General features: G+C 55.1%; 20 protein-coding genes. 14 read left to right on the top strand and 6 right to left on the bottom strand.

The features are described 5' to 3' along the window. Window positions 1-3: 3 nt before the first annotated feature. Both TMES_RS19950 and TMES_RS19955 read left to right on the top strand, forming a co-directional pair. Window positions 4-978: an ABC transporter substrate-binding protein gene (locus TMES_RS19950; RefSeq protein ID WP_211275972.1), complete on the top strand. Its 975-nt coding sequence runs from the start codon at window positions 4-6 to the stop codon at window positions 976-978. 30 nt (window positions 979-1,008) lie between these two features. After that, window positions 1,009-1,887, top strand: coding sequence for a MurR/RpiR family transcriptional regulator (locus TMES_RS19955; protein WP_211275973.1), 879 nt, complete (start codon window positions 1,009-1,011; stop codon window positions 1,885-1,887). Window positions 1,888-1,983: 96 nt separating this feature from the next. Here the strand turns inward: TMES_RS19955 and TMES_RS19960 are convergent, their stop codons facing one another. Next, window positions 1,984-3,933, bottom strand: coding sequence for a sigma-54-dependent Fis family transcriptional regulator (locus tag TMES_RS19960; protein ID WP_085585862.1), 1,950 nt, complete (start codon window positions 3,931-3,933; stop codon window positions 1,984-1,986). Between the two features lie 366 nt (window positions 3,934-4,299). Here TMES_RS19960 and adh point away from each other — a divergent pair, with 366 nt between their 5' ends. Together adh and TMES_RS19970 are read left to right on the top strand one after the other, a co-directional pair. Then, on the top strand, window positions 4,300-5,820 hold the full coding sequence (gene adh, locus TMES_RS19965) for an aldehyde dehydrogenase (protein ID WP_085585864.1): 1,521 nt from the start codon (window positions 4,300-4,302) through the stop codon (window positions 5,818-5,820). Window positions 5,821-5,892: 72 nt separating this feature from the next. Then, the gene (locus TMES_RS19970; RefSeq protein ID WP_085585866.1) at window positions 5,893-6,342 is read left to right on the top strand and encodes a DUF779 domain-containing protein; all 450 of its coding nucleotides are present in this window, start codon (window positions 5,893-5,895) and stop codon (window positions 6,340-6,342) included. A gap of 345 nt (window positions 6,343-6,687) precedes the next feature. Here TMES_RS19970 and TMES_RS19980 read toward each other — a convergent pair whose 3' ends face one another. Next, window positions 6,688-7,845 (bottom strand): YeiH family protein, encoded by a 1,158-nt coding sequence (locus TMES_RS19980; RefSeq protein ID WP_085585869.1) that lies wholly within the window; start codon window positions 7,843-7,845, stop codon window positions 6,688-6,690. 119 nt (window positions 7,846-7,964) lie between these two features. On the opposite strand from TMES_RS19980, the gene TMES_RS19985 reads away from it, so the two are divergent. The 4 genes from TMES_RS19985 to TMES_RS20005 all read left to right on the top strand — a co-directional run bounded on the left by TMES_RS19985 (window position 7,965) and on the right by TMES_RS20005 (window position 11,719). Then, window positions 7,965-8,888: a LysR family transcriptional regulator gene (locus tag TMES_RS19985; RefSeq protein WP_085585870.1), complete on the top strand. Its 924-nt coding sequence runs from the start codon at window positions 7,965-7,967 to the stop codon at window positions 8,886-8,888. 310 nt (window positions 8,889-9,198) lie between these two features. After that, a complete protein-coding gene (locus TMES_RS19995; RefSeq protein ID WP_085585875.1) occupies window positions 9,199-10,584 on the top strand; it encodes a cytochrome ubiquinol oxidase subunit I in 1,386 nt (461 codons plus the stop codon). Between the two features lie 17 nt (window positions 10,585-10,601). Then, window positions 10,602-11,594 carry a cytochrome d ubiquinol oxidase subunit II gene (gene cydB / locus TMES_RS20000; protein ID WP_085585877.1) on the top strand — a complete coding sequence of 331 codons (993 nt, stop codon included), beginning with the start codon at window positions 10,602-10,604 and terminating at the stop codon, window positions 11,592-11,594. Between the two features lie 2 nt (window positions 11,595-11,596). After that, complete coding sequence (locus tag TMES_RS20005; RefSeq protein WP_085585879.1) at window positions 11,597-11,719, top strand: DUF2474 family protein; 123 nt, start codon at window positions 11,597-11,599, stop codon at window positions 11,717-11,719. 75 nt (window positions 11,720-11,794) lie between these two features. Here TMES_RS20005 and TMES_RS20010 read toward each other — a convergent pair whose 3' ends face one another. The 3 genes from TMES_RS20010 to TMES_RS20020 all read right to left on the bottom strand — a co-directional run bounded on the left by TMES_RS20010 (window position 11,795) and on the right by TMES_RS20020 (window position 14,736). Further along, entirely contained in the window at window positions 11,795-12,988 is a 1,194-nt protein-coding gene (locus TMES_RS20010; protein WP_085585881.1) for an MFS transporter, read from the bottom strand. A gap of 223 nt (window positions 12,989-13,211) precedes the next feature. After that, complete coding sequence (locus tag TMES_RS20015; protein ID WP_085585883.1) at window positions 13,212-13,481, bottom strand: hypothetical protein; 270 nt, start codon at window positions 13,479-13,481, stop codon at window positions 13,212-13,214. 37 nt (window positions 13,482-13,518) lie between these two features. Then, the gene (locus TMES_RS20020; RefSeq protein WP_085585885.1) at window positions 13,519-14,736 is read right to left on the bottom strand and encodes an aminotransferase-like domain-containing protein; all 1,218 of its coding nucleotides are present in this window, start codon (window positions 14,734-14,736) and stop codon (window positions 13,519-13,521) included. 231 nt (window positions 14,737-14,967) lie between these two features. Here TMES_RS20020 and TMES_RS20025 point away from each other — a divergent pair, with 231 nt between their 5' ends. From TMES_RS20025 to astB, 4 genes are read left to right on the top strand one after another with little or no spacing between them, the layout of a single operon-like run. Next, entirely contained in the window at window positions 14,968-16,209 is a 1,242-nt protein-coding gene (locus TMES_RS20025; protein WP_085585887.1) for a hydrolase, read from the top strand. A 4-nt stretch (window positions 16,210-16,213) separates the two neighbouring features. After that, complete coding sequence (locus TMES_RS20030; RefSeq protein ID WP_085585889.1) at window positions 16,214-17,233, top strand: arginine N-succinyltransferase; 1,020 nt, start codon at window positions 16,214-16,216, stop codon at window positions 17,231-17,233. Window positions 17,234-17,289: 56 nt separating this feature from the next. Then, window positions 17,290-18,771 (top strand): succinylglutamate-semialdehyde dehydrogenase, encoded by a 1,482-nt coding sequence (gene astD, locus TMES_RS20035; RefSeq protein ID WP_085585891.1) that lies wholly within the window; start codon window positions 17,290-17,292, stop codon window positions 18,769-18,771. Next, on the top strand, window positions 18,768-20,141 hold the full coding sequence (gene astB, locus TMES_RS20040) for an N-succinylarginine dihydrolase (RefSeq protein ID WP_085585893.1): 1,374 nt from the start codon (window positions 18,768-18,770) through the stop codon (window positions 20,139-20,141). Before astD ends, astB begins: the two co-directional genes overlap by 4 nt. Window positions 20,142-20,158: 17 nt before the next feature. On the opposite strand, the gene TMES_RS22715 is transcribed toward astB, so the two are convergent. After that, entirely contained in the window at window positions 20,159-20,452 is a 294-nt protein-coding gene (locus TMES_RS22715; RefSeq protein ID WP_143589749.1) for a hypothetical protein, read from the bottom strand. 179 nt (window positions 20,453-20,631) lie between these two features. On the opposite strand from TMES_RS22715, the gene TMES_RS20045 reads away from it, so the two are divergent. Both TMES_RS20045 and TMES_RS20050 read left to right on the top strand, forming a co-directional pair. Next, a complete protein-coding gene (locus tag TMES_RS20045; protein WP_085585895.1) occupies window positions 20,632-22,041 on the top strand; it encodes an aminotransferase in 1,410 nt (469 codons plus the stop codon). Between the two features lie 187 nt (window positions 22,042-22,228). Continuing rightward, window positions 22,229-22,690 (top strand): Lrp/AsnC family transcriptional regulator, encoded by a 462-nt coding sequence (locus TMES_RS20050; RefSeq protein ID WP_085585897.1) that lies wholly within the window; start codon window positions 22,229-22,231, stop codon window positions 22,688-22,690. The last annotated feature ends 41 nt before the right edge of the window (window positions 22,691-22,731 follow it).

The following is a 22,731-nucleotide window of genomic DNA, read 5'->3' on the forward strand; positions in this document are numbered from 1 at the left end:
GCCGTGTTCGCAACCAAACTATGCCATAGCCTGACCTGCTGCCTGATGTTTTTATCACTGCTGGTACTAAGCCCCGGCGCACTGGCAAAACCGTTTACTGATGACCTTGGCCGCTCGGTGGATGTGCCAGAAACGCCCAGACGCATCATCTCGCTTTATGATGTCGATATTACCGTGCCACTGATCGAACTTGGCATTATTCCCATTGCCAGTCACGGGCGCATGGGCCTGGACGGCAAACCCTATTTACGCACATCGAAACTGCTTACCGGGGTGGATTTTGATACTGACAATATCCGCTATATCGGCTCAACCGAGATCGACCTTGAAGCGATTGCCGCCCTGAAACCCGATCTGATCGTTACCAGCCCGATCCGCGCCACGCCAATTGAGCCTTTGCAATATCTGGCCCCCACCGTATCGCTGGATGCAAGCACGCTTGGCACGCAACATGTTTATCGCAAACTGGCCGAATTGACGGGCACGCAAAACCGGCTACGCGCCCTTGAAACCCGTTATAAAGCGGGCATTGACGCCTTAAAAAGCACCCTGAAAACCGGTGACATCACGGTAAATGTATTTCAGCCCCTGAACGGTAAAATCAGCCTGTATCACACCTATCGGTCGTTGGGGCGGGTGTTGCGCGATGCCGGGTTTATGTTCCCCGCACTGACCAACAACATCCCAAAGGGCGACCGCATCGAAGTCGGTGCGGAATATTTGCCAGACCTTGATGCCGACTTTATCTTTGATCCCTACCGGGCGGATCGCGGCGACGGGGCCATGCAGGAACGTGCGGCGATGGACAAGGTTTTTCCCGGCTTTTGCCAGTTTCTAAAAGCCTGCCAAAACGGGCGCTATATTCTGGTCTCGCGCGAGGTGGCAATTTCAAGCTCTTACAGTGCCTTGGCATTAATGACGTCTTTGGTACAATCGCATATTGCCTCTCATTTGGCATTTGCCGTCGCCAAACCATAACCGGCACAGCCCCCAAAGGATTGCACCCGCGTGAAAAAGCCCACACCCGAGCTGGCAACAGACCGCATCGCCGAACGCATTACCCTGCGCGCCCAGCGGCTTTCGCCCAGCATGCGCACGGTGGCGGATTATATTCGCGATAATTTGCGCCATATTTTAACGCTGTCGGCACTGGAAATTGCGCGCGAAACCGGTACCTCGGATGCAACGGTTATTCGCACCATTCAATCGCTGGGGTTTCAGGGCCTGCGCGATTTAAAGGACACGGTGGAGCATTTGTTGCAATCCACCAGTTCGCCAACCGAAAAAATGGCATCGACCACCGGCCAAATTTCAAAAGACGCCGATGCCGCAATTGATTTCATGATCAATGATCAAACCCACGCCATGCAGGAACTGGCCAAACCCGAAAACCGCGCCGGGCTGCAACGCGCCATATCCTTGCTGGCACAGGCACACAGGATCGGGGTTTTTGGCATTGGCGCATCGGGCATTATTGCTACCTATGCCGCCCGCCTGTTTTCACGCAGCGGCTTTCCATCCTACGAGCTAAACCGCACCGGCATTTCCCTTGCCGAACAGCTGATTGCAATGTCCGCCGGGGATGTAATCGTCATGATGGCACATGGCCGCATTCACCGCGAAGCCGCCGCCACCATCGCCGAGGCCGAACGGCTTTGCGTCCCGATTATTGTTATTGTCACTGACGGTCAAAGTGCGCTGTTAAAACATGCCGCCACCGCCATCACATTGCCGCGCGACAAAAGCGAACATGTTGCCCTGCACGCGCCGCTTCTGTGTTGCATCGAAACACTGATGCTGGGCCTTGCCAGTGTTGACCGCGACAAAACCCTGCAAACCCTGAACCGGCTGGTTGATATTCGCAGCAATATCCGCCCCAAACGCTAGTAACTGCGCCGTTGCCCCGTTTTTGGCGGGCGCGCGCACCTGCGCTACGCTCATTTTATATCGACAAAACACGGTATAAAAGCCGCGAACAACATCCTAACGTTTTGGATCAACGCTGTCATAATGATCAGATCCCGCACGCTGGATGCCGTATTTTTCCATCTTGCGATACAGGGTGTTGCGGCTTATCCCCAGCATTTTCGCCGTTTTGCTTACATGCCAAAACTGTTCGCCAAGCGCTTTGCCAAGGGCATCGCGTTCGGCCTGCCATAACGGGTTATGGCCGTTGCCCCGTGCGGGGGCGGCGGTATTTTGTGCCACCTTGTGCAAATCATCGGGCAAATGCGAAACCTTGATGACACCGTTTTCGGCAAAAACGCTGGCATATTGCAGCACATTGACCAGTTCGCGCACATTGCCCGGCCACGCATGGTTGTGCAAAACAACCATCGCATCGTCGTCACACTGTACGGGTTGGTCCTTGGCAAACCCGGCCAGCAACCGTGCCACCAGGTCGGCCAGATCGGCCCGTTCGCGCAAGGGCGGCAATGACAGGCGCGCGCCTTTAATCCGGTAGAGCAAATCTTCGCGAAATTTGCCGTTGGCAACGGCGGCGGTCAAATCAACATTCGATGCACAAATCAGCCGAAAATTAACCGGCACCGATTTGGTACTGCCCAGCGGTTCGACACAGCGCTGTTCCAAAACCCGCAATAACCGCCCCTGAATGGTAACCGGCATATCGCCAATTTCATCCAAAAACAGCGTGCCACCATCGGCCTGTTTGATGCGCCCGCCAAAACCGTCGCGCGCCGCCCCGGTAAAGGCACCGCTGGCATGGCCGAACAATTCACTTTCAATCAGGCTTTCGGGCAAAGCGGCACAGTTAATCGCAACAAATGGCTGGCCTGCGCCAACGGCACTGTTGTGAATGGCGCGCGCCAGATGTTCCTTGCCACTGCCCGTTTCACCCGACATCAGCAGGTGAATATCATTGGCCAGCAATTTGCTGCCAACCTGAAACAGGCGGCGAAGGGCGGCATCCTGATCGGGGATATCATGCAGGTCATTGGCCGGGCGGGCGGCAGACCGGGGCTTGGCGGTGTAAAAACGGCGGCGCTGTTTTTCCGGCAGGGTCAATTGCCCAAACATCACCCCGCCCCCGCCGATTGGCACGGCCCGGGCAGATATATCATTGTCGCGAAGCGGACTTGCGGCCAACAACCGGTCCATCAGGCTGTCCATATCCGTTCCCAGCAAGGACTGAATATTGTGTGCCCCGCCGCGCGCCGAAAGCAACCGGCGCGCCAGGGCCGTGCTGCCGGTAATGGCCCCGTCGGCACCCACGGCAAGCAAGGCATCGCGTGCTGTGCCAACATGGTGGGCATCGGGGTGCAAATGCAAAATAATGTCGTTAGCACATTCGTCAAAAAACAAAATACGTTCCAGCGCGTCGGCATAATCGGCCACCAGACTGCGCACCCGCAGGCAATCTTCACGGCGAATATCATCGCGCACGGCAGAAACATCAAGCACCGAACATACCTTACCCTCGGGGTCAAATACCGGGGCGGCGGTGCAGGTTAACCCGGCATGCTGGGTTAAAAAATGTTCGTCATTATGAATGGTAATGGCGCGCCCTTCGACCAGACAGGTGCCAATGCCGTTGGTCCCTTCGCGTTCCTCGCTCCAGATCGCGCCGGGCAAAAGGCCGTTGGTGCGAAAGGACGGCAACATCGAATGGGCGGCAACACTGTCGAGGATAACGCCGTCATGGTCGGTTAGAAAAACCGCATAGCCCGCCGTATCGATTTTCCGATACAGGGTGCGCACCATATCGTGGGCATGGTGAAATAACCGTCCGTTGCGATCGCGGCGCTGGCGGGTCTGACTTTCAGATATAATCTCGGGGCGTCGGGCTGTTTCATGAACAAGACCGAACTGGTCGTGGCAGCGCTGCCACGATTCAAGCACGGCCCGATTCTGGGCAACACCGCTCAGTTGCAAGGCAGCCTCGATCCGTCCACCGGCATGGTTTCCAGACATCAGACATTCCTCTCTGTGGTGCCGGTTGTTTTCACGGCCTTTACTGGCCTGCACTGCGTAGGATCAGCGACCCGGTCACACATGAACTTTAACAAAGCCGACCATAGGGACCAACCTGTTTCGTCACCCTTGAACCAAAGCATAAAAACTGTGTCAAAAGCGGGACATTTTGCCCCATCTGTCACGGTCTTCGCACCGGGAAATGCAACAGGTTTACCTGGCGGCCCATAATGACAAAGCATTGATCCGACGGAATTATTTCCAAGTTCCCCGCCCAAACACCCAATTGGCACAGGCTTTGCCAGATTGGGGATGGAGAAATTAAAAAAGTGGCGAAACGCCATCCATCACGGAGGATTAGTTCAAATGATCTATAAAAACCCTGGCGATTCCGGCAGCGTTGTTTCGTTTAAATCGCGCTATGAAAACTTTATCGGTGGCGAATGGGTCGCCCCGGCAAAGGGCCGTTATTTTGAAAATGTTTCGCCGGTGAACGGCAAAGTTTTCTGTGAAGTTGCGCGCTCCAGCGAGGAAGACATCAACAAAGCGATTGATGCTGCCCAGGCCGTTGCCGAAAAATGGGGTAAAACATCGGTCACGGACCGTGCCAATATCCTTAATAAAATCGCCGACCGCATGGAACAGAACCTTGAAATGCTCGCGGTTGCCGAAAGCTGGGACAACGGCAAGGCCGTGCGGGAAACGCTGGCTGCCGATATTCCGCTTGCCATTGACCATTTCCGTTATTTTGCCGGTGCCATCCGCGCACAGGAAGGCTCCCTTGGCGAAATTGATGACAACACCGTTGCCTATCATTTCCACGAACCGCTGGGCGTTGTCGGCCAGATCATCCCGTGGAACTTCCCGATCCTGATGGCGGTCTGGAAATTGGCACCCGCCCTTGCGGCTGGTAACTGCGTTGTCCTCAAACCGGCTGAACAAACCCCGGCATCGATTTGCGTTTTGATGGATCTGGTGGGCGATTTGCTGCCTGCCGGTGTGTTGAACGTTGTGCAGGGCTTTGGCGTGGAAGCAGGCAAACCGCTGGCGCAAAGCAACCGCATTGCCAAAATCGCCTTTACCGGCGAAACCACCACTGGCCGCCTGATCATGCAATATGCCAGTGAAAATATCATTCCGGTCACGCTGGAACTGGGTGGCAAATCGCCCAACATTTTCTTTGCCGATGTGATGGCACAGGATGATGACTTCCGCCAGAAAGCCGCCGAAGGCCTGACGATGTTTGCCCTTAATCAGGGTGAAGTCTGCACCTGCCCGTCGCGCGCGCTGGTCGAAGAAAGCATCTATGACAAATTCATGGATAACGTTCTCTCGCGTGTTGCCAACATCAAACAGGGCAACCCGCTAGATACCGACACCATGATTGGTGCGCAGGCCTCGACCGAGCAAATGGAAAAAATCCTGTCCTATCTTGATATTGGCAAACAGGAAAAAGCCGAGCTTCTGTGTGGTGGCAACCGCGCCGAACTTGAAGGCGATCTGGCAGGCGGGTTCTATATCCAGCCGACCATCTTCAAGGGCAACAACAAGATGCGCATTTTTCAGGAAGAAATCTTTGGCCCGGTGGTCTCTGTCACCACGTTTAAAGACGAAGCCGAAGCCATGCACCTTGCCAATGACACCCTTTATGGTCTGGGTGCCGGGGTATGGACGCGCGATGCCAACCGTGCGTATCGCTTTGGCCGTGGCATCAAGGCGGGTCGGGTCTGGACCAACTGCTACCACCTCTATCCGGCCCATGCTGCCTTTGGCGGTTACAAACAGTCGGGTATCGGGCGTGAAAACCACAAGATGATGCTGAACCACTATCAGCAAACCAAAAACCTTCTGGTCAGCTACGATCCGAAACCGATGGGCTTCTTCTGATTTCTTCCCGAACGTTGCCGGGCTGCCATCCTCCCGGGTGGCCCGGCAACATTCCCGGAACAGGAGCCTGAAATGACCAACGATACAGCACCTTTCGCCAACAAAACGACAAGCAACGATCCAACCGGTGACACGACGGCAACCGACATTCCGCTGCGCGTCACCGCAACCGATGCCGCCGCCGCCCTGATCCGAACCTTAAAGGACATTCACGGCCCGGTGATGTTTCATCAATCGGGCGGATGTTGCGACGGCAGCGCGCCCATGTGTTTTGCGCTGGGCGATTTTAAAACCGGCGCACAGGACGTGTTACTGGGCGAAATTGAAGGAAGCCCTTTTTATATCGGCGCTGCACAATTTGAATATTGGCGCCACACCCAACTGATCATTGATGTGGTTGATGGCCGCGGCGGCATGTTCTCGCTTGAGGGGCCGGAAGGAAAACGCTTTTTAACCCGGTCCCGCGTGTTTAGTAACGATGAATGGGCAAAACTAAAGGATGCAGAGCAAGCAAAGGCCTGAAACCCGGCAGGATGCCGAAAACAATTAAACTGAATTGAACGAAACACAGCGAGATAAAACGGAACCGGTCTTTACCCCGACCTGGTTTATGTGGCGCAAATACCTTGCCTCCCGTCCTTTGCGGGTTGTCCACCCCGCCCCGGACGGTTCCGGTTGCGCCAACGGTTTATCTTGCAAACTTGTCCGCCGCCCGCAACGGGACGGCGGACTTTTTTTGCGCGCCAGCAATGCGACCGCATCCCATAAATCAACTTCTGGCGTATATATTCAACTTAATTTACGCTGATAATAATGAACTCGACATACATAGAACGACATTAAATCCAACATGAATTTCGCGTGCAATCAGGCGATCTGCAATACGGCCAGCAACCCGAACGCTGCCAGCGATAAACAAATCAGCGATAGTTTGGCGGCAAACACCACCCGGCCCCCGGCATTCATCACGCTGCGCACATCAACACTCAAACCCAGTGCCGCCATCGCCATCACGGTTAAGATCGACGAGATATGCTGCATCGGAATAACCGCCGCATCGGGCAACATCCCCATCGAGCTCAATGCCATCATGGCCAGAAAACCAACAATAAACCACGGCAACACCTTGCTGATCGGCAAGCCCGCACCGCGCCCGGCCTTTACGGCCTGCACACCGCCCCCAAACCGGTCATCTGCCACGGCGATATCACCGCCATTTACCATCATCATCGCAGCCGCACCTGCCCCGGCGGGCATACCAACGTCGCTTTTAATCCGGGCGGCATCACGGCGCGCCATCTGGCGACGTGCGCCCAGCCCCAGCACACAAATCACCGGCCCCAGCATTAAAACCCGCACCAGTTTCACCAAGGTGCCAATTTGCGTTGCCACCAGCCCGGCCGGGGCGGTTGCGGCCAAAACCTGCGGCACAGCATAAACCGTTAACCCGGCAAAAACCCCGTATTGCGTCGCCGACATGCCCAATGCGTGCTGCAAAAACGGCAAAATCAGTACAAAAACCACACCCAGAACGGCGGTAAAGGCGATTGATGCCGCCACATCTTGCGCATCGGCATCAATCACCGGGGCGGTTGCCGCAATCGCCGAATTACCACAAATCGAATTACCACAGGCCACCAGTATTGCCAGCTTCGCCGGAAGGCCCAACGCCCGGCCTATGATATAGCTGACTGCCAGGCTCAGGCACACCACCAGCGCAATCCCGCCCACCAGGTAAAACCCGGCCCCCGCCAAGGCTTCAATACTGATCGATGCTCCCAAAAGTACAATCGCCACTTCCAGAATGGTTTTGGCGCTAAAGTTAACGCCAGCATCAAATTTATCCGGTAAACCCAAAATGCTGCGCCAGGCTGTTCCCAGCAAAATCGCCAGAACCAGCCCTTCGATCCACGGGTGCCCGAACAGGCTTAATTCAACCTTCTCGCCAATCTGCGCCACCAGTGAAATCACCGCAGTCAAAGCAAGGCCGGGCAAAAGCAATTTGATACGATCAAAAATTAACATGGCGACACCTGTAGAATTAAGACAGGCGGAATTTCACATTTTACACAGTTCGCTTCCATCGAATAAAATGATATAAATCATTCGATTTTACTTCACGATTAAACAAGGACCACCGCACCATGACATTCGAGCAATTGCGCATTTTTGTTGCCGTGGCCCAGCGCGAGCATCTGACACGGGCCGCCGAAATTATCAACCTCACGCCATCCGCCGTCAGTGCCGCGATCAAAAACCTTGAAACCTTTTACGGGGTGGAGCTGTTTCACCGCGTCGGGCGGCGGATCGAGTTGACCGATACCGGCCGCATTTTTCTGGTCGAGGCGCGCGCCACCCTTGCCCGGGCCCGCGCCGCCGAGCTAACCCTTGCCGAACTGGGCGGGTTACAACGCGGCACATTAAATGTATCGGCCAGCCAAACCATCGCCAGTTACTGGTTGCCGCCGGTTTTAATGCGCTTTCACGACCAGTATCCGCGCATTGAAATCAACCTTGTGATCGACAACACCAAAAATGTCAGCGATGCCATTGTCGAAGGGGCTGCCGATTTGGGTTTTATCGAAGGTGAAATTGACGAACCGGCCCTGATGATGCGCGAAATTGCCAAGGATGCCTTAATGGTCGTCGTTGGCCCCGACCATATCTGGGCACAATCAACGCCCCCCTTAACCTTTGATGACCTGATCAAACACAGCAGCTGGGTCTTGCGTGAAACCGGGTCTGGTACGCGGTCGGAATTTGAAAATGCCCTCAAACGTGCGGGCTGTAACCCCGATGATCTTGATGTCGCCCTAACGCTGCCCTCAAACGAGTCGGTCATTTCGGCTGCTGCCGCGGGCAACGCCGCCACCGTGGTATCCAGCAGCGTCGCCCTGCCCTTTATCGAACAGGGCCGCTTGTTTTGTGCTAACATCACCCTGCCCGAACGGTCCTTCATGATGCTGCATCACAAGGAACGCCATCACAGCAAAGCTGCCAGTGTTTTGGCCGATATTGCCCTTAATCATCCGAACCTTGCTCAAGTGGCGGCACCGGCATCGGCCTGACATTTCGCCGGCACGGGGAAAATCACCACGACCGCAAACACATTGTAATTTTTCCAATAAAAATTGCGCAATCGCAATGCAACATTTTTGCCATCGGCGTAGCCATAAGCAGCGACCCGACGGGGACAAACCGACACCGGACCGACATCGGACCAACGGGCGCATAAAGGCACAGATCCACCACAAAAGTGCCAACCGGCACCTTTCGCCCCCCGCATATGCGCGCTTGCAACATGGCGAGAAGACATACAAGGTCGAAAGGGCTGGACCAAAAAAGGGAAGCTTCGCTTAACATAAGGACAAACAGGCAATGCTTGATCCTGAAATACTGGCGCGTGTGCAATTTGCCTTTACCATGGCATTTCACATCATTTTCCCGTCCTTAACCATCGGGCTGGCCAGTTTTCTTCTGGTGCTGGAAGCAATGTGGCTTCGCACCGGCAATGATACCTATCTTTCGCTTTATAAATTCTGGATAAAAATCTTCGCCCTCGCCTTTGGCATGGGCGTGGTTTCGGGCATTGTCATGTCCTATCAGTTTGGCACCAACTGGGGGCCATTTTCCAAGCTGTCCGGCCCGGTCATTGGCCCGCTTATGGCCTATGAAGTGCTAAGTGCATTTTTCCTTGAGGCCGGATTTTTGGGCGTCATGCTGTTTGGCCTCAACAAGGTTGGCCCAAAGCTGCACATTACCGCCACCGCCATGGTGGCCGTTGGCACCTTGTTCTCGGCATTCTGGATTTTATCGGCCAATAGCTGGATGCAAACCCCGGCAGGCTACGCCATTGAAACCGGGCGCATTGTGGTTGAAAGCTGGTTTGATGTGGTTTTCAACCCCAGCTTCCCCTATCGCCTGGCCCATATGGTACTGGCCGCCTATCTGACCACGGCCTTTGTCGTCGCCGGTGTCGGTGCATGGCATTTACTGCGCAATCGCGAAAATGTTGCGGCGCGCATTATGTTTTCCATGGCGATGTGGCTGATCACGATTTTTGCCCCCCTGCAAATCATTGCTGGCGACATGCACGGTCTCAATACCCTTGAACATCAGCCTGCCAAAATCGCCGCGATGGAAGGCCATTTTGAAACCAGCAAGGGCAGCACCCCGCTTATCCTGTTTGGCTGGCCCGACATGGCGGCGGGTAAAACAAAATATGCCGTTGAAATCCCCTATCTGGGGTCGATCATTTTAACCCATACGCTTGATGGTGAAATTCGCGGGTTAAACGAGTTCGCCCCCGAAGACCGCCCCAATGCCACCATCCTGTTCTGGTCATTCCGCATCATGGTGGGCCTTGGCACCCTGATGTTGCTAATCGCGGTTGGCAGCCTGTGGGCGCGCCATCGCAAAACATTGTTTGACTGCAAATGGCTGCATCGCTTTGCCCTGATCATGGGGCCAAGTGGCTTTATTGCCATTCTGGCGGGCTGGGTCACGACAGAGGTCGGCCGCCAGCCATGGGTGATTTACGGCATCATGCGCACAGCCGATGCCGGGTCGCCGGTTTCACCGGTGGCCATTGCCGGGTCACTCGCCGCATTTTTCGTGGCTTACGCCATCGTCTTTGGTGTTGGCACCGCCTATATCCTGCGCGCCATGCGACAGGACCCGCGCCATGCCCATATTGATCCCCACGAAATTTATCGCGCCGACCATGCCAATGTTGTCGATCATATCGACACGCCGAAACATTAACCGGCAGGAGAAAGATTATGGATTATCAACTTATCTGGGTCCTGCTGATTGCCTTTGCCGTGTTTGCCTATGTCACACTGGATGGCTTTGATCTGGGCATTGGCATCTTGTTTCCGTTTGAAAAAAAACAGGAAAATCGCGGCAAGATGATGAACGCCATCGCCCCGATCTGGGATGGCAACGAAACCTGGCTGGTGCTGGGCGGCGGCGGCCTTTATGCCACCTTCCCCGAAGCCTATTCATTGCTGATGACCGCGTTTTACATTCCCGTCATTGTCATGTTGCTGGCATTGGTGTTTCGCGGGGTGGCGTTTGAATTTCGTTTCAAAAGCCGCGATCACACCAACCACTGGGATTTTGCCTTTGCCGCAGGCTCCATCATTGCCGCAGCCATGCAAGGCGCAATGCTGGGCGCGTTCATTGAAGGCATTAACATCAAGGACGGGCATTTTATTGGTGGCGCGTTTGACTGGATCAGCCCGTTTTCAATATTCTGTGCCAGTGCGGTTGTGGTTGGTTATGCCCTGCTGGGTGCGGGTTGGTTGATCATGAAGGTGGACGGGCCGTTGCAGGGGAAATTGCGCGCCATTGCCAAACCCGCAGTTATCTGGATGGCGGCCAACCTGGCGGTGGTATCGCTGATGACGACCTATCTCAACCCGGCCTATGGTGATCGCTGGTTTTCAACGCCCAATATCTATTACCTGGCCCCGATCCCAATTGTGACGGTGGGGTTGATGTTCTGGCTGTGGCATGCGGTGAAACGGCGCGAAAAGACCGTTTTTGGCATTACGCTATCTGTGTTTTTCCTAAGCTATCTGGGCTTTGGCATTACGTTATTTCCCCATATAGTGCCACCCGTGATCAGCTTTCGTGATGCGGCGTCGCCCGATAACAGCCTGTCCTTTATGCTGGTGGGCGCGGTTATTTTCTTGCCGGTCATTCTGGGCTACACCGCCTATGCCTATTACGTGTTTCGCGGCAAAATTGACGATGCAGGATATCATTGATCATGGCTCAGGTTCACAACACCAAAACACAGCGGCTTTTATGGTTTGCCGGGCTTTATCTGGCCGGTTTGGGCACGCTTGCCATTGTGGCCTATGGCCTGCGCGCCCTGATGGGCCTTAATTAACCAAATAAAACGGGCCGCCCGGCATGTCGGACGGCCCGTTTTAAGCATCGCATAGTTACATCATATTTCGGGCAATCAGGCCGCCGCCACCGGCTTGCGCGCCCAAACACCGACCGTTACCGCCAGCCCGGCAACCACCATCAAGGCGCTTAACCCTAAAATCACCCAGCCGGTTTGCGCCGGGCTTGCCGCCAAACCCACAATCAGGCCCGACAATGGCAGGCTTAGATTATTAAACAAAATCACCACGCCGGTGGTTTTGCCAAGGTCGCGGGCCGGGATAATACGTTGGCGCGCGGTGCGGATATAAACCGCATACATGCCGTCAAACCCCAGAATAAAAACAAAGCCCAGCGCATAAACCCAGTAATTGGGGCTAAACGCGGTAATGATGCCGCCGACAATCACCATGACATAGCCAATGGTGCCAATGCGCCCAATGCCCAGATTGCTCATCGCGATAATCAGCAATACCGACACCGTCGCCAGCGCCCCCAATGTTTGCAGCAGGGCATAATAATTACCCGGCAAGTCAAACAGGCCGGTTACCATTGCCGCCGATGTTGCCAGGGTTGCCCCGAAAACAAGGTTGATCGCAGCGGTTAAAATCACCAGCCGTTTTAAGCCCGGCAAATACATCACATGATGAAACGCCACCCGTAACGGTGCCATAAACGGGGTTGTGGTGACTTCGGGTTCAATCAGTTCAACCGTGTTGACCCGCCGCCAAACCATCATGGCGACCTCGCCCAGCACAAACAAAACCACCGCCCCGCCAACAACCACCTGCCAGTTGGTGAAACCAAAGAGGGTGGCGGCGGCCAACGGGCCAATAATGATGCAGCATTGATCGACAGTTTGCGCCAGCGACTGCACCCGATCAAACCGGGCAGTGGCAAAAATTTGCGGCAACATCACTTCACGCGCCATAAAGCCCTGGCTTGCCAGCACCCCGCACAAGGCCGAAATCAGCACCACCCAAACTGGATTGGGGAACAGCGCAAAACAAACCAGGCCGACACAGGCAATAACAGCGCGGCCCAACTGGGTCATGCGGATCAGGCGAATGGGGGAAACGCGATCCGACAAAATGCCGCAAAAGGGAAAACACAAGGTGCGCGGCAGGGTTTCCACCGCATAGGCCAGCCCGGAAAGGGCAACGCTTTGTGTCGTCTGGTAAACGACCAAAGGCACAATAAACAGCAAAAACTGATCGCCCAAACGGGCAAGAAACATCGAGGCAAAAAACAGCCTGGCGTTAAGGGTCATCGGGTGGGGCTTTCGCAAAGACGGCGTGGTGGCGCCAAAAATGATCTTTTGACGATATACCCGTCTTGCGCGCAGTCAATTAAATCAGCAGCGTGAAAAAAGCCGCCCTGCCATGCATTTAGCGCACATATTCAAACGGATATACGACCACCACCCAACGAGCCTGCTACGTGCTGAGCCCATGCTTAACAAGTTGCAACCATACAGCACAGCAAAGAGAGGATTAAAGGCCGTGCGCCCGACGCTTTGCATTCGCGATGGCCGTAATCCTGTCTTTCATTGCCGCAGCGGAAATAAATTCCCCCTCCCGGCGTGCCCTAAAAATTTTAACAAGTTCAGCACTTTCAGGCACCTGCGCCGCTGCCGGGTGCGGTGGCACCTGATGACCAATGTCAAAAGCAACGCCGTCATCTAAATGTTCGCCTTGCTTCACAATATCTCGCGTCAAAGCGTGCCGGGCACCTGAACGGTATGTGAAGGGTTTATCCATCATAAGCATTCCCCTGAAGCCAAACAGGCTGAAACCAATTTTACTGATTATGAACCCGCCGGATCAGCAAGGCCAGACGTTCAATGCCCGCACGGATGCGGTCCAGCTTTTCGGTCGCAAAGCTAAGCCGTGCAGTATTACGCCCACTTTGGTCACAGAAAAAAGCCTGACCGGGCACAAAGGCAACCTGTGCATCAACCAGTGCCTGTTCCAGCAACTGGCGGCTATCAATGTTTTCGGGCAAGGTCAGCCAGATAAACATGCCACCTTCAGGCCGGGTATAGGTCACGCTGTCGGGCATAAATTCATCAAGGGCAGCCAGCATCGTATCGCGTTTGGTGCGATAGGCATCGCGCAGAATACCAAGATGTGCCGGGAACAGCTTGCGTGCCGCCCGCAACGCCACTTCCTGATTAATGGTCGACACATGCAGATCCCCGGCCTGTTTCATCAGCACCAGCCGTTCAATCACCGGGCGCGGCGCACAAAGCCAGCCAATACGAAGGGCCGGCACCAGCGTTTTGGAAAATGTACCTAATTGAATAACTGTTCCGGCATTCTGATCGCCATGCGTTTCATCAAGGGCCAACAATGATGGCAAAGCATCGCCATCATATATCAGCCTGGAATAGGCCGCATCTTCGAGAATGACCGCGCCATGTTGGCGGGCAATTTCAAGCACCGCCAGCCGACGTTCCAGACTATAGGACCGCCCGGTCGGATTTTGAAAATCCGGTGCCAGATAAGCAACGCGTGCGCCACCTTTAAAAGCCGCTTCAAGTTCGGCCACCACTGGGCCGTCCTCATCCATATTCACCCCGACATAGGTCGGGCGGCGCATGGAAAAAGCCTGCATCGCACCCAGATAGCTTGGCTTTTCAACCACAATCTCGCGGCCTGGCTCCAGCAACAGCCGGGCCAGCATATCAAGCCCCTGTTGCGCCCCACAGGTGATCAGGATGTTATCAACACTACGCACCGCCCCGCTTGATGCCAAATCATCAACAATCCACTGGCGCAAGGCAGGCAGGCCTTCGCTGATCGAATATTGCAGGCTGCGGCGGCCCGCGGCCTCGTCCGCCATCAGGTCGCTATAAACCGCCCTGAAATCGCCAAGCGGGAAAAGCGACGGATCTGGCACGCCCCCGGCAAAGGAGGTAATTTCAGGACGATCCGCCACTTTTAACAAATCACGGATTTCAGATGCGATCAGGGCGCGGGCATCGCGAACGATCAGGTCATTCCATTGGACGGTCATGCTTTTTCTCTTTAGGTCAGCTTTACTGTCGTTATTGAGCGAGAAAGACCGAATTAAATCAAGTTTATTTTTCTACGGATGCTATTTTTGAAATAAAATTACTCAAGACCCTTTTGGTTGCCCGCAGGTAATGCCGTTTTCCTCCCCGTATCCCGCAACACCTGCCGGGCAGATTTTGGCACTCTGGTCCCAACAAACAAGCAACAACACCAAACGCTTCCACAGGATATCATGACCGAATATGCAAAATTTCAGCCTTGGCTGGACTGGCTTGATCCGCGTTACGACCAAACGCTGGAGCGCCTGAAAAACTGGTCGGCAATCAATTCGGGAACGGCCAATACCGACGGGCTGGAGAAAATGGCCGACGTCATCCTGCCCGCCTTTGCCGAGCTTGAGGCCGAAACCGGCATCATCGACCTGCCCGATGGCACAGCGGTATCGCCGGGCGGCGATGTTGTGCCGGTGCGCTATGGCAAGGTTTTACATTTTTCCAAACGCCCGCAGGCACCGGTGCGCGCCCTTTTGTGCATTCATTATGACACCGTCTTTGGCCCCGAAAGCCCCTTTCAATCCCCGCGCCTGATAGACGACACCACCCTGAACGGCCCCGGTGTTGCCGATGCCAAAGGTGGAATTTTGACCATCCTTAATGCGCTGACCGCATTGGAACGAAGCCCCTTTGCCAGTGGTATTGGCTGGGATGTTATCCTTAACCCCGATGAAGAAACCGGGTCGGCGGGATCAGCCCCGATATTGGCCGAACGTGCGCGCGCCGCCGATTTTGGCATGATATTCGAGCCCGCCCTTGCCGACGGCACCCTTGCCGGGGCACGCAAGGGATCGGGCAATTTCTCGGTTCGCATTAAAGGCAAAGCCGCCCATGCCGGGCGCGAATTTTATGCCGGACGCAGTGCCATAGTGGCTGCGGCCCGCTGCGTTACTGCCCTTGACGCGTTAAACGGTAAAACCGGCGATGCCACCTTTAACATCGGCAAAATTGATGGCGGCGGGCCGGTCAATGTTGTGCCCGATACCGCCATTGTGCGCTTTAACGTGCGGGTCGCCACCCACGATGAACGCCACCGCGCCGAGGCCAGCATAGCCGCGATTATCGACCAGCTAAACAGCATGGATGGCATAACTGCCGACCTGCACGGAAGCTTTGGCCGTGCGCCCAAGGAAATGGCGGGCAAAACCAAAGCCCTGTTTGAATGGGTGCGCGATATTGGCGGTGATTTAAACCTTGATATCGCCTGGAAAGCCACCGGCGGCTGTTGTGATGGCAATAACCTGGCCGAGGCCGGGTTGCCCAATATTGACACCCTTGGCGTGCGCGGCGGCCTGATCCATTCCGATCAGGAGTTCGTCAAACTCGACAGCCTGATCGAACGCGCCAAATTATCGGCCCTGATATTGATGAAGGCCGGGGCAGGTGAATTGCCCGCCAGTTTTTTGAAAACGGAGATTTAAGTAAATGATGCGCGTGCGCCCCGCAATTATGGCCGATCTCGACCGCCTGGTCGATCTGGCATCTGGTGCATCAAAGGGGCTAACCACCCTGCCCGCCAATCGCGGTATTCTTGAAACCCGTATTGCCGATTCCATTATCGCCTTTGAAAGCGATGTCGATGGCCCCGGTGGCGAAAGCTATTTTATGGTGCTCGAAGATACCGAAACTGGCAAGGTGGCGGGCACCTGCGCCATTTATGCCGGGGTTGGATTATCCAAGGCGTTCTATAACTATAAAATCCTTAAAATCACCCAATATTCGCACGAGCTTAACGTCACCTCGACCTCGCACCTTCTTAACCTTGCCAACGATTATCAGGGCGCAACCGAGGTTGGCACGCTCTATCTGGACCCGGAATATCGAAAGGATGGCAACGGGCAATTGCTGGCCCGCTCGCGCTATTTGCTGATGGGGTGCTTTGCATCACGGTTTTCCGACATCGTGATGGCCGAAATGCGCGGCTGGCAGGACAAAGACGGCAAATCGCCGCTTTGGGAAGCATTGGGTTCGCATTTTTTCCAGCTCCCCTTCCCCGATGCTGATTATATTTCCGGCGTTGGCAATAACCAGTTCATCGCCGATTTAATGCCGAAATTCCCGATCTATGTCGAATTGCTGCCCAAGGCGGCACAGGATGTGATTGGCAAAACCCATGACGAAACCCGCCCGGCCCTGAACCTGCTTAAAAAGGAAGGTTTTCGCTTTTCCAATGCGGTGGATGTGTTTGACGGCGGGCCGTGCGTTGATGTGCGCCTGGAAGATATCCGCACCATTCGCCATTCCCGTCTGGCAACCGTGCGCACCCTGATCGATCGCACCAAATCCATGAGCCGCCATCTCGCTTGCACCATCGCGCTGAAGGGCTTTCAATCCAGTTGGCTGCATATGCACCCGATCAATCGCGACACCGTCGATCTTGACCGCACCGAGGCGGAAAAACTTGGCATTTCCGTGGGCGATCAGATCCGCTACGTCGCCGATTAAACCAAACCCGAAACGGCCCTGTTTATTCGGGCACCAGCATGAAGGGAGGGCACATCATGTCCACCACATCGCATTCCGGCCTTTATATCAATGGCGACTGGTCCGACGCCAGCGGGGCCACATTTACATCGCTTAACCCGGCAACCGGTGAAACCGTCTGGCAGGGCAATGCCGCCAATGCGGCTGATATTGACCGCGCCCTTCATGCTGCACGTACCGCCCTTGGCGACTGGTCTGGCCGCCCGCTCTCCGAACGCATTGAAATACTGGAACGCTTTGCCGAATTGCTGGTGGACAACAAAGACAAAATCGCCCGCACCATCAGCGATGAAACCGGCAAACCCCATTGGGAAGCCTTGACCGAGGCAAGCGCAATGGCGGGTAAAATTACCATCTCGATCCGCGCTTATCATGAACGCACCGGCACCAAAAATGCCGAGGCCCCCGGCGGCGGGCGCGCCGTTTTGCGCCATAAACCGCACGGGGTTGTGGCCGTATTTGGCCCCTATAATTTCCCCGGCCATTTGCCCAATGGCCATATCGTCCCCGCCCTTCTGGCGGGTAATTGCGTGGTGTTCAAACCATCCGAACTCACCCCGCTGGTGGCCGAGGAAACGGCAAAGCTGTGGCACCGCGCCGGATTACCCAAAGGCGTTTTAAACCTGACCCAGGGCGAACGCGATACCGGCATTACCCTTGCCAATCATGCGCAAATTGACGGGCTATTTTTCACCGGCAGTGCGGCAACGGGCCGCCATCTCGCCCGCACCTTTGTCGACCAACCGCAAAAAATCCTCGCCCTTGAACTGGGCGGCAACAACCCGCTGGTGATTTGGGATGCCAGCGACCTGGCCGCCGTTGCCCACCATACCGTCATGTCGGCCTTTATCACCGCCGGGCAACGGTGCACCTGTGCAAGGCGCCTGATTGTGCCAAAAGGTGCCACTGGCGATGCCATCCTTGAGGCCATACTGGCCCTGACAGACCGATTAATCGTCGCCGCCCCCGGCCATAATCCCGAACCGTTCATGGGGCCGGTTATTTCAAATGCTGCGGCTGACGGATTAATAGCTGCACAGGATAATCTGATCGAAAATGGCGGCATTGCCCTGCGTGCCATGACCCGGCCCGATATGGACCTGCCCTTTGTCACCCCGGCCATTATTGATGTTACCAATGTTAACAACCGCTGCGATGACGAATTTTTTGGCCCGCTTTTGCAGGTCATCCGCGTGGATAATTTTGACGCCGCAATGGCCGAGGCCAACAATACCCGCTTTGGCCTCGCGGCTGGTTTGTTATCCGATGATGCCAAATTGTGGCAGCGCTTTTTGCACGAAAGCCGCGCTGGCATTGTAAACTGGAACAAACAGCTTACCGGGGCGTCCAGTGCCGCCCCGTTTGGCGGCATTGGCGAAAGCGGCAATCATCGCCCGTCGGCCTATTACGCGGCAGATTATTGCGCCTGGCCGGTCGCATCGCTTGAAACCGAAACCCTCACCGCCCCGGCCACCTTACCCAACGGAGTCCGCCCATGACCCGCGATTTTGCCTTTTCCAGCAGTGTCGAGGCCAATTTTGACGGGCTGGTCGGCCCGACCCATAATTATGCCGGGCTAAGTTTTGGCAATGTCGCGTCCACCAGCAATGCCACCGCCATTTCCAACCCTAAATCGGCGGCGTTGCAGGGTCTGACCAAAATGAAGGCCCTACACGATATGGGCTTTGTTCAGGGCGTGTTACCGCCCCATGAACGCCCGCATATTAAAACCCTGCGCGATGTTTTCGGCTTTACGGGCACGGATGGCGAAATCCTTGCCAAGGCGTGGCAAGCCAACCCTAATTTTGTGCTGGCATCGTCATCGGCATCCCCGATGTGGACGGCCAATGCCGCCACCGTCTCGCCCAGTGGCGACACCGCCGATGGCAAGGTGCATTTCACCCCGGCTAATCTGTGCGCCATGTTCCACCGATCCATCGAACATGACGTTACCGGCCGCGCCCTTGCCGCGACCTTCCCCGACACTCATCATTTCACCCACCACCCGGCCCTGCCCTCGGTCGCCCATTTGGGCGACGAAGGGGCGGCGAACCACACCCGGTTTTGTGATGATTACGGTAATGCTGGCGTCGAATTTTTCGTCTTTGGCCGCTATGCCTTTCAGGGGGGCCACACCCAGCCCGGCCGCTATCCGGCCCGGCAAACCTATGAAGCAGGCAGCGCCATCGCCCGCCATCATCGGCTATCGGATAATCGCGTTGTCCATGCCCAGCAAAACCCGCACCTGATTGATGCCGGGGTTTTCCATAACGATGTTATCTCGGTCGGCAATGCCAATACCCTGTTTCATTATCAGGATGCCTTTGTCGATACCCCGGCGGTGCTAAATGAATTACACCACAAACTAACCGGCATCGCCGATTTCACCAGCATCGAAGTCCCACGGGATCGTGTACCGCTGGATGATGTAATCAAAAGCTATCTGTTTAATTCACAACTTTTGCGCCTGCCCGAAAATGGCGACATGATGCTGGTTCTACCCACCGAAGCCGAGGAAACCATTTCCGTCCGCGATTATGTTTACGACCTGATCGGCAAGGGCAACACCCCGATCAAACAGGTCAAATTCTTTGATTTACGCCAAAGCATGCAAAATGGCGGCGGCCCCGCCTGCCTGCGCCTGCGCGTCGCCCTGACCAAAGCCGAACTTGCCGCCACCAACCCAAAAACGCTTCTGGATAACGACGGCTTCACCCGGCTTACCAACTGGGTTAACCGCCATTACCGCGACCACCTGACCGCCAATGATTTCCGCGACCCACAATTGCTGATCGAGGTTCGTACAGCACTGGATAAGTTGACCCAATTGCTCAATCTGGGGCCGATTTACGATTTTCAGCGGGACTGAAGATAAAGATATAGCCGCTACTTATTCAGGAACAGCCGAAAGAACCGTGTTTCATCGAGGTGAGCCTTTTGAGCCCAAGCTCTTCCGCATAAAGCACCGATAAACGCGCAAACGACAAGAAGCACAAAACTAAACGAAAAAAATTTAACCATAATAACCGACGACACAACACCGGCAGCAATCGCGCCAAATGTAGCAGCTGACTTCACCTCGCTAAAGGTACTGCCGTAAACCACCTCTGCCTGGCAACCAACACAAACCGCCACCCCCAGATTTGAAACAGTATGGCAATGCGGACAAACTATTTTCATTAGATCCCCCAAGAAAAATGCATTTCACAAAAACGATATACACGTAAAAGATGAATTATCAATTCCTTTTAAACCGCATTCCCTGCCGGGCAGGGGTGCGGCTTCAAAATTTAATGCCGGGCGGGGCGTGGCACTATGGCGGTGAAGATTAAAACGCCACCCCATCCGGGAGACCAGCCATGCCCACCAGTTACGATAGCGACCGCCTGAAAAAGGCGAATTCCGCCAATATTTTGCATCCTGCCAGCGTTGTAGCCGATGTTGCGACCAAAGGGCCGCGCATTATTGCAACGGGTAAGGGATGTTTCATTACCGATACCGATGGCAAGCGCCAGTTAGATGGTGTGGGTGGGCTTTGGTGCATGAATATCGGTTATGGTCGCCCCGAAATTGGCGATGCCATGAAAAAAGCATCCGATCAGCTGGGGTATTTCCACACCTTTGGCGGGCATTCCAACCCCGCCCAGATCGAGCTGGCCGAACGGCTGGTGGCGAAGATGCCCGACCATATCAACAAGGTGTTTTTTGGCAGTTCCGGGTCGGATGCCAATGACAGCCTGATGAAAATCGTATGGTATTATAACGGCCTGCGCGGCAAACCGGAAAAACGCAAAATTATTTCGCGCAAGCAGGCCTATCACGGCACCACCATTGCCTCGGCCAGCCTGACCGGCCTTGCATCCTTTCACCGCAATTTCGGCCTACCATTGACCGAGGTAAAACACACCTCCCTGCCCCATTATTACCGCGAAGGCAAACCGGGCGAAAGCGAGCAGGATTTTTCCAATCGCCTCGCGCGCGAACTTGAAGACATGATCATCGCCGAAGGCCCCGAAACTGTCGGTGCCTTCATCGCCGAGCCGATCATGGGCGCTGGCGGCGTGATTACCCCGCCCGAAGGCTATTTTCCTGCGGTTCAGAAGGTGCTTAAAAAGCACGATATTCTGTTTATTTGCGACGAAGTGGTTTGTGGCTTTGGCCGTCTTGGCGACTGGTTTGGTCACCGGGTCTATGACATTCGCCCCGACATGATCGCCACCGCCAAAGGCATCACCAGCGGTTATTTCCCGCTATCGGCGGCTTTCATCAGCGATGATATCTGGAATGTTTTGCGCGACGGATCGGCGACACTGGGCGCGTTTGCCCATGGCTTTACCTATTCCGGCCACCCGGTCGGCTGTGCGGCCGCCATGGCCAACCTTGATATTCTGGAAAACGAAAACCTGATCGGCAATGCCGCCGAAGTTGGCGCGTATTTGCACAAATCCCTTGCCGAGGCATTGGGCGACCACGCCCATGTTGGTGAAATTCGCGGGCACGCCATGATTGGCGCAATCCAGTTGATGGCAGATCGCGACACCAAAACCGGGTTTGATCTTAAACACAAAATTGCTGCACGGTGCGTTGCCGCAATTGGCGAGCTGGGTGTGATCTATCGCCCGCTTCCCACCGCCGACAGCATCGCATTTTCTCCGCCCCTGTGCCTGACCCGCGGTGAAGCCGACCAGATGGTCGATGCGCTGCACAAAGGGTTTCATCAGGTGATGGGCAATCTAAGCCCCGAAGAACGCAAAGGCCTTGGCACCTGACGCCCAAAATTACAGCACGTTTTTTGATGCGCTGTTAACCAACGTCTCCCAAAGGATGGCAAATATTGCACCAGATATAATGCCGTCCAACCTCCACATCCTGCCCCGGTTTGCTTTTTGCAACCGGGGTTCTTTTTTTCCCAACCGATCCCCGTTACAATGCGCGGGCAACACGAGATTGGGCAAAATGATAAAAATAGACGCGATCAACCATAAAATCCTGCGCGCGTTACAGGCCAACGCCAAGCTGACCAATCTTGCCCTGTCAAAACTGGTCGGGTTAAGCCCCAGCCCCTGCCTGGACCGGGTTAAAAAGCTGGAAAAGGAAAAGGTCATCAAGCGGTATCGCGCCGTGATCAATATTGAAAAGCTGTGCCCGCATGTGCGCGTGTTTGCCGAGGTCACCCTGGAAGGCAAAGGGGTGGATGACTATAAAAAATTCGCCGATGCCATTCGCGAAATCCCCGAAGTCGTCGCCGGATACCGCATTTCCGGCCCGTATGATTACATGCTTTGCCTGGTGTGCCGCGATGTGCAGCATTATCATTCCCTGTCCGAAGAGATGATCTACGGCCACCTTGGCATCACCAAATTTATTGGCCATGTCGCCCTGGCGCAGACCAAAGCGTTCAAGGGTTTTCCGGTTTAATTTCCCGGAACAACAATCACCCTTCGCATTCAAGCCCTTTA

This window comes from Thalassospira mesophila (assembly GCF_002115755.1).
Lineage (GTDB): Bacteria > Pseudomonadota > Alphaproteobacteria > Rhodospirillales > Thalassospiraceae > Thalassospira > Thalassospira mesophila.

What these genes read in the sequence shown, in the direction of transcription:
- TMES_RS19960 (WP_085585862.1), bottom strand. Translation starts at nt 3,933, where the DNA reads ATGTCTGGAAACCATGCCGGTGGACGGATCGAGGCTGCCTTGCAACTG.
- adh (WP_085585864.1), top strand. Translation starts at nt 4,300, where the DNA reads ATGATCTATAAAAACCCTGGCGATTCCGGCAGCGTTGTTTCGTTTAAA.
- TMES_RS19970 (WP_085585866.1), top strand. Translation starts at nt 5,893, where the DNA reads ATGACCAACGATACAGCACCTTTCGCCAACAAAACGACAAGCAACGAT.
- TMES_RS19980 (WP_085585869.1), bottom strand. Translation starts at nt 7,845, where the DNA reads ATGTTAATTTTTGATCGTATCAAATTGCTTTTGCCCGGCCTTGCTTTG.
- TMES_RS19985 (WP_085585870.1), top strand. Translation starts at nt 7,965, where the DNA reads ATGACATTCGAGCAATTGCGCATTTTTGTTGCCGTGGCCCAGCGCGAG.
- TMES_RS19995 (WP_085585875.1), top strand. Translation starts at nt 9,199, where the DNA reads ATGCTTGATCCTGAAATACTGGCGCGTGTGCAATTTGCCTTTACCATG.
- cydB (WP_085585877.1), top strand. Translation starts at nt 10,602, where the DNA reads ATGGATTATCAACTTATCTGGGTCCTGCTGATTGCCTTTGCCGTGTTT.
- TMES_RS20005 (WP_085585879.1), top strand. Translation starts at nt 11,597, where the DNA reads ATGGCTCAGGTTCACAACACCAAAACACAGCGGCTTTTATGGTTTGCC.
- TMES_RS20010 (WP_085585881.1), bottom strand. Translation starts at nt 12,988, where the DNA reads ATGACCCTTAACGCCAGGCTGTTTTTTGCCTCGATGTTTCTTGCCCGT.
- TMES_RS20015 (WP_085585883.1), bottom strand. Translation starts at nt 13,481, where the DNA reads ATGATGGATAAACCCTTCACATACCGTTCAGGTGCCCGGCACGCTTTG.
- TMES_RS20020 (WP_085585885.1), bottom strand. Translation starts at nt 14,736, where the DNA reads ATGACCGTCCAATGGAATGACCTGATCGTTCGCGATGCCCGCGCCCTG.
- TMES_RS20025 (WP_085585887.1), top strand. Translation starts at nt 14,968, where the DNA reads ATGACCGAATATGCAAAATTTCAGCCTTGGCTGGACTGGCTTGATCCG.
- TMES_RS20030 (WP_085585889.1), top strand. Translation starts at nt 16,214, where the DNA reads ATGATGCGCGTGCGCCCCGCAATTATGGCCGATCTCGACCGCCTGGTC.
- astD (WP_085585891.1), top strand. Translation starts at nt 17,290, where the DNA reads ATGTCCACCACATCGCATTCCGGCCTTTATATCAATGGCGACTGGTCC.
- astB (WP_085585893.1), top strand. Translation starts at nt 18,768, where the DNA reads ATGACCCGCGATTTTGCCTTTTCCAGCAGTGTCGAGGCCAATTTTGAC.
- TMES_RS22715 (WP_143589749.1), bottom strand. Translation starts at nt 20,452, where the DNA reads ATGAAAATAGTTTGTCCGCATTGCCATACTGTTTCAAATCTGGGGGTG.
- TMES_RS20045 (WP_085585895.1), top strand. Translation starts at nt 20,632, where the DNA reads ATGCCCACCAGTTACGATAGCGACCGCCTGAAAAAGGCGAATTCCGCC.
- TMES_RS20050 (WP_085585897.1), top strand. Translation starts at nt 22,229, where the DNA reads ATGATAAAAATAGACGCGATCAACCATAAAATCCTGCGCGCGTTACAG.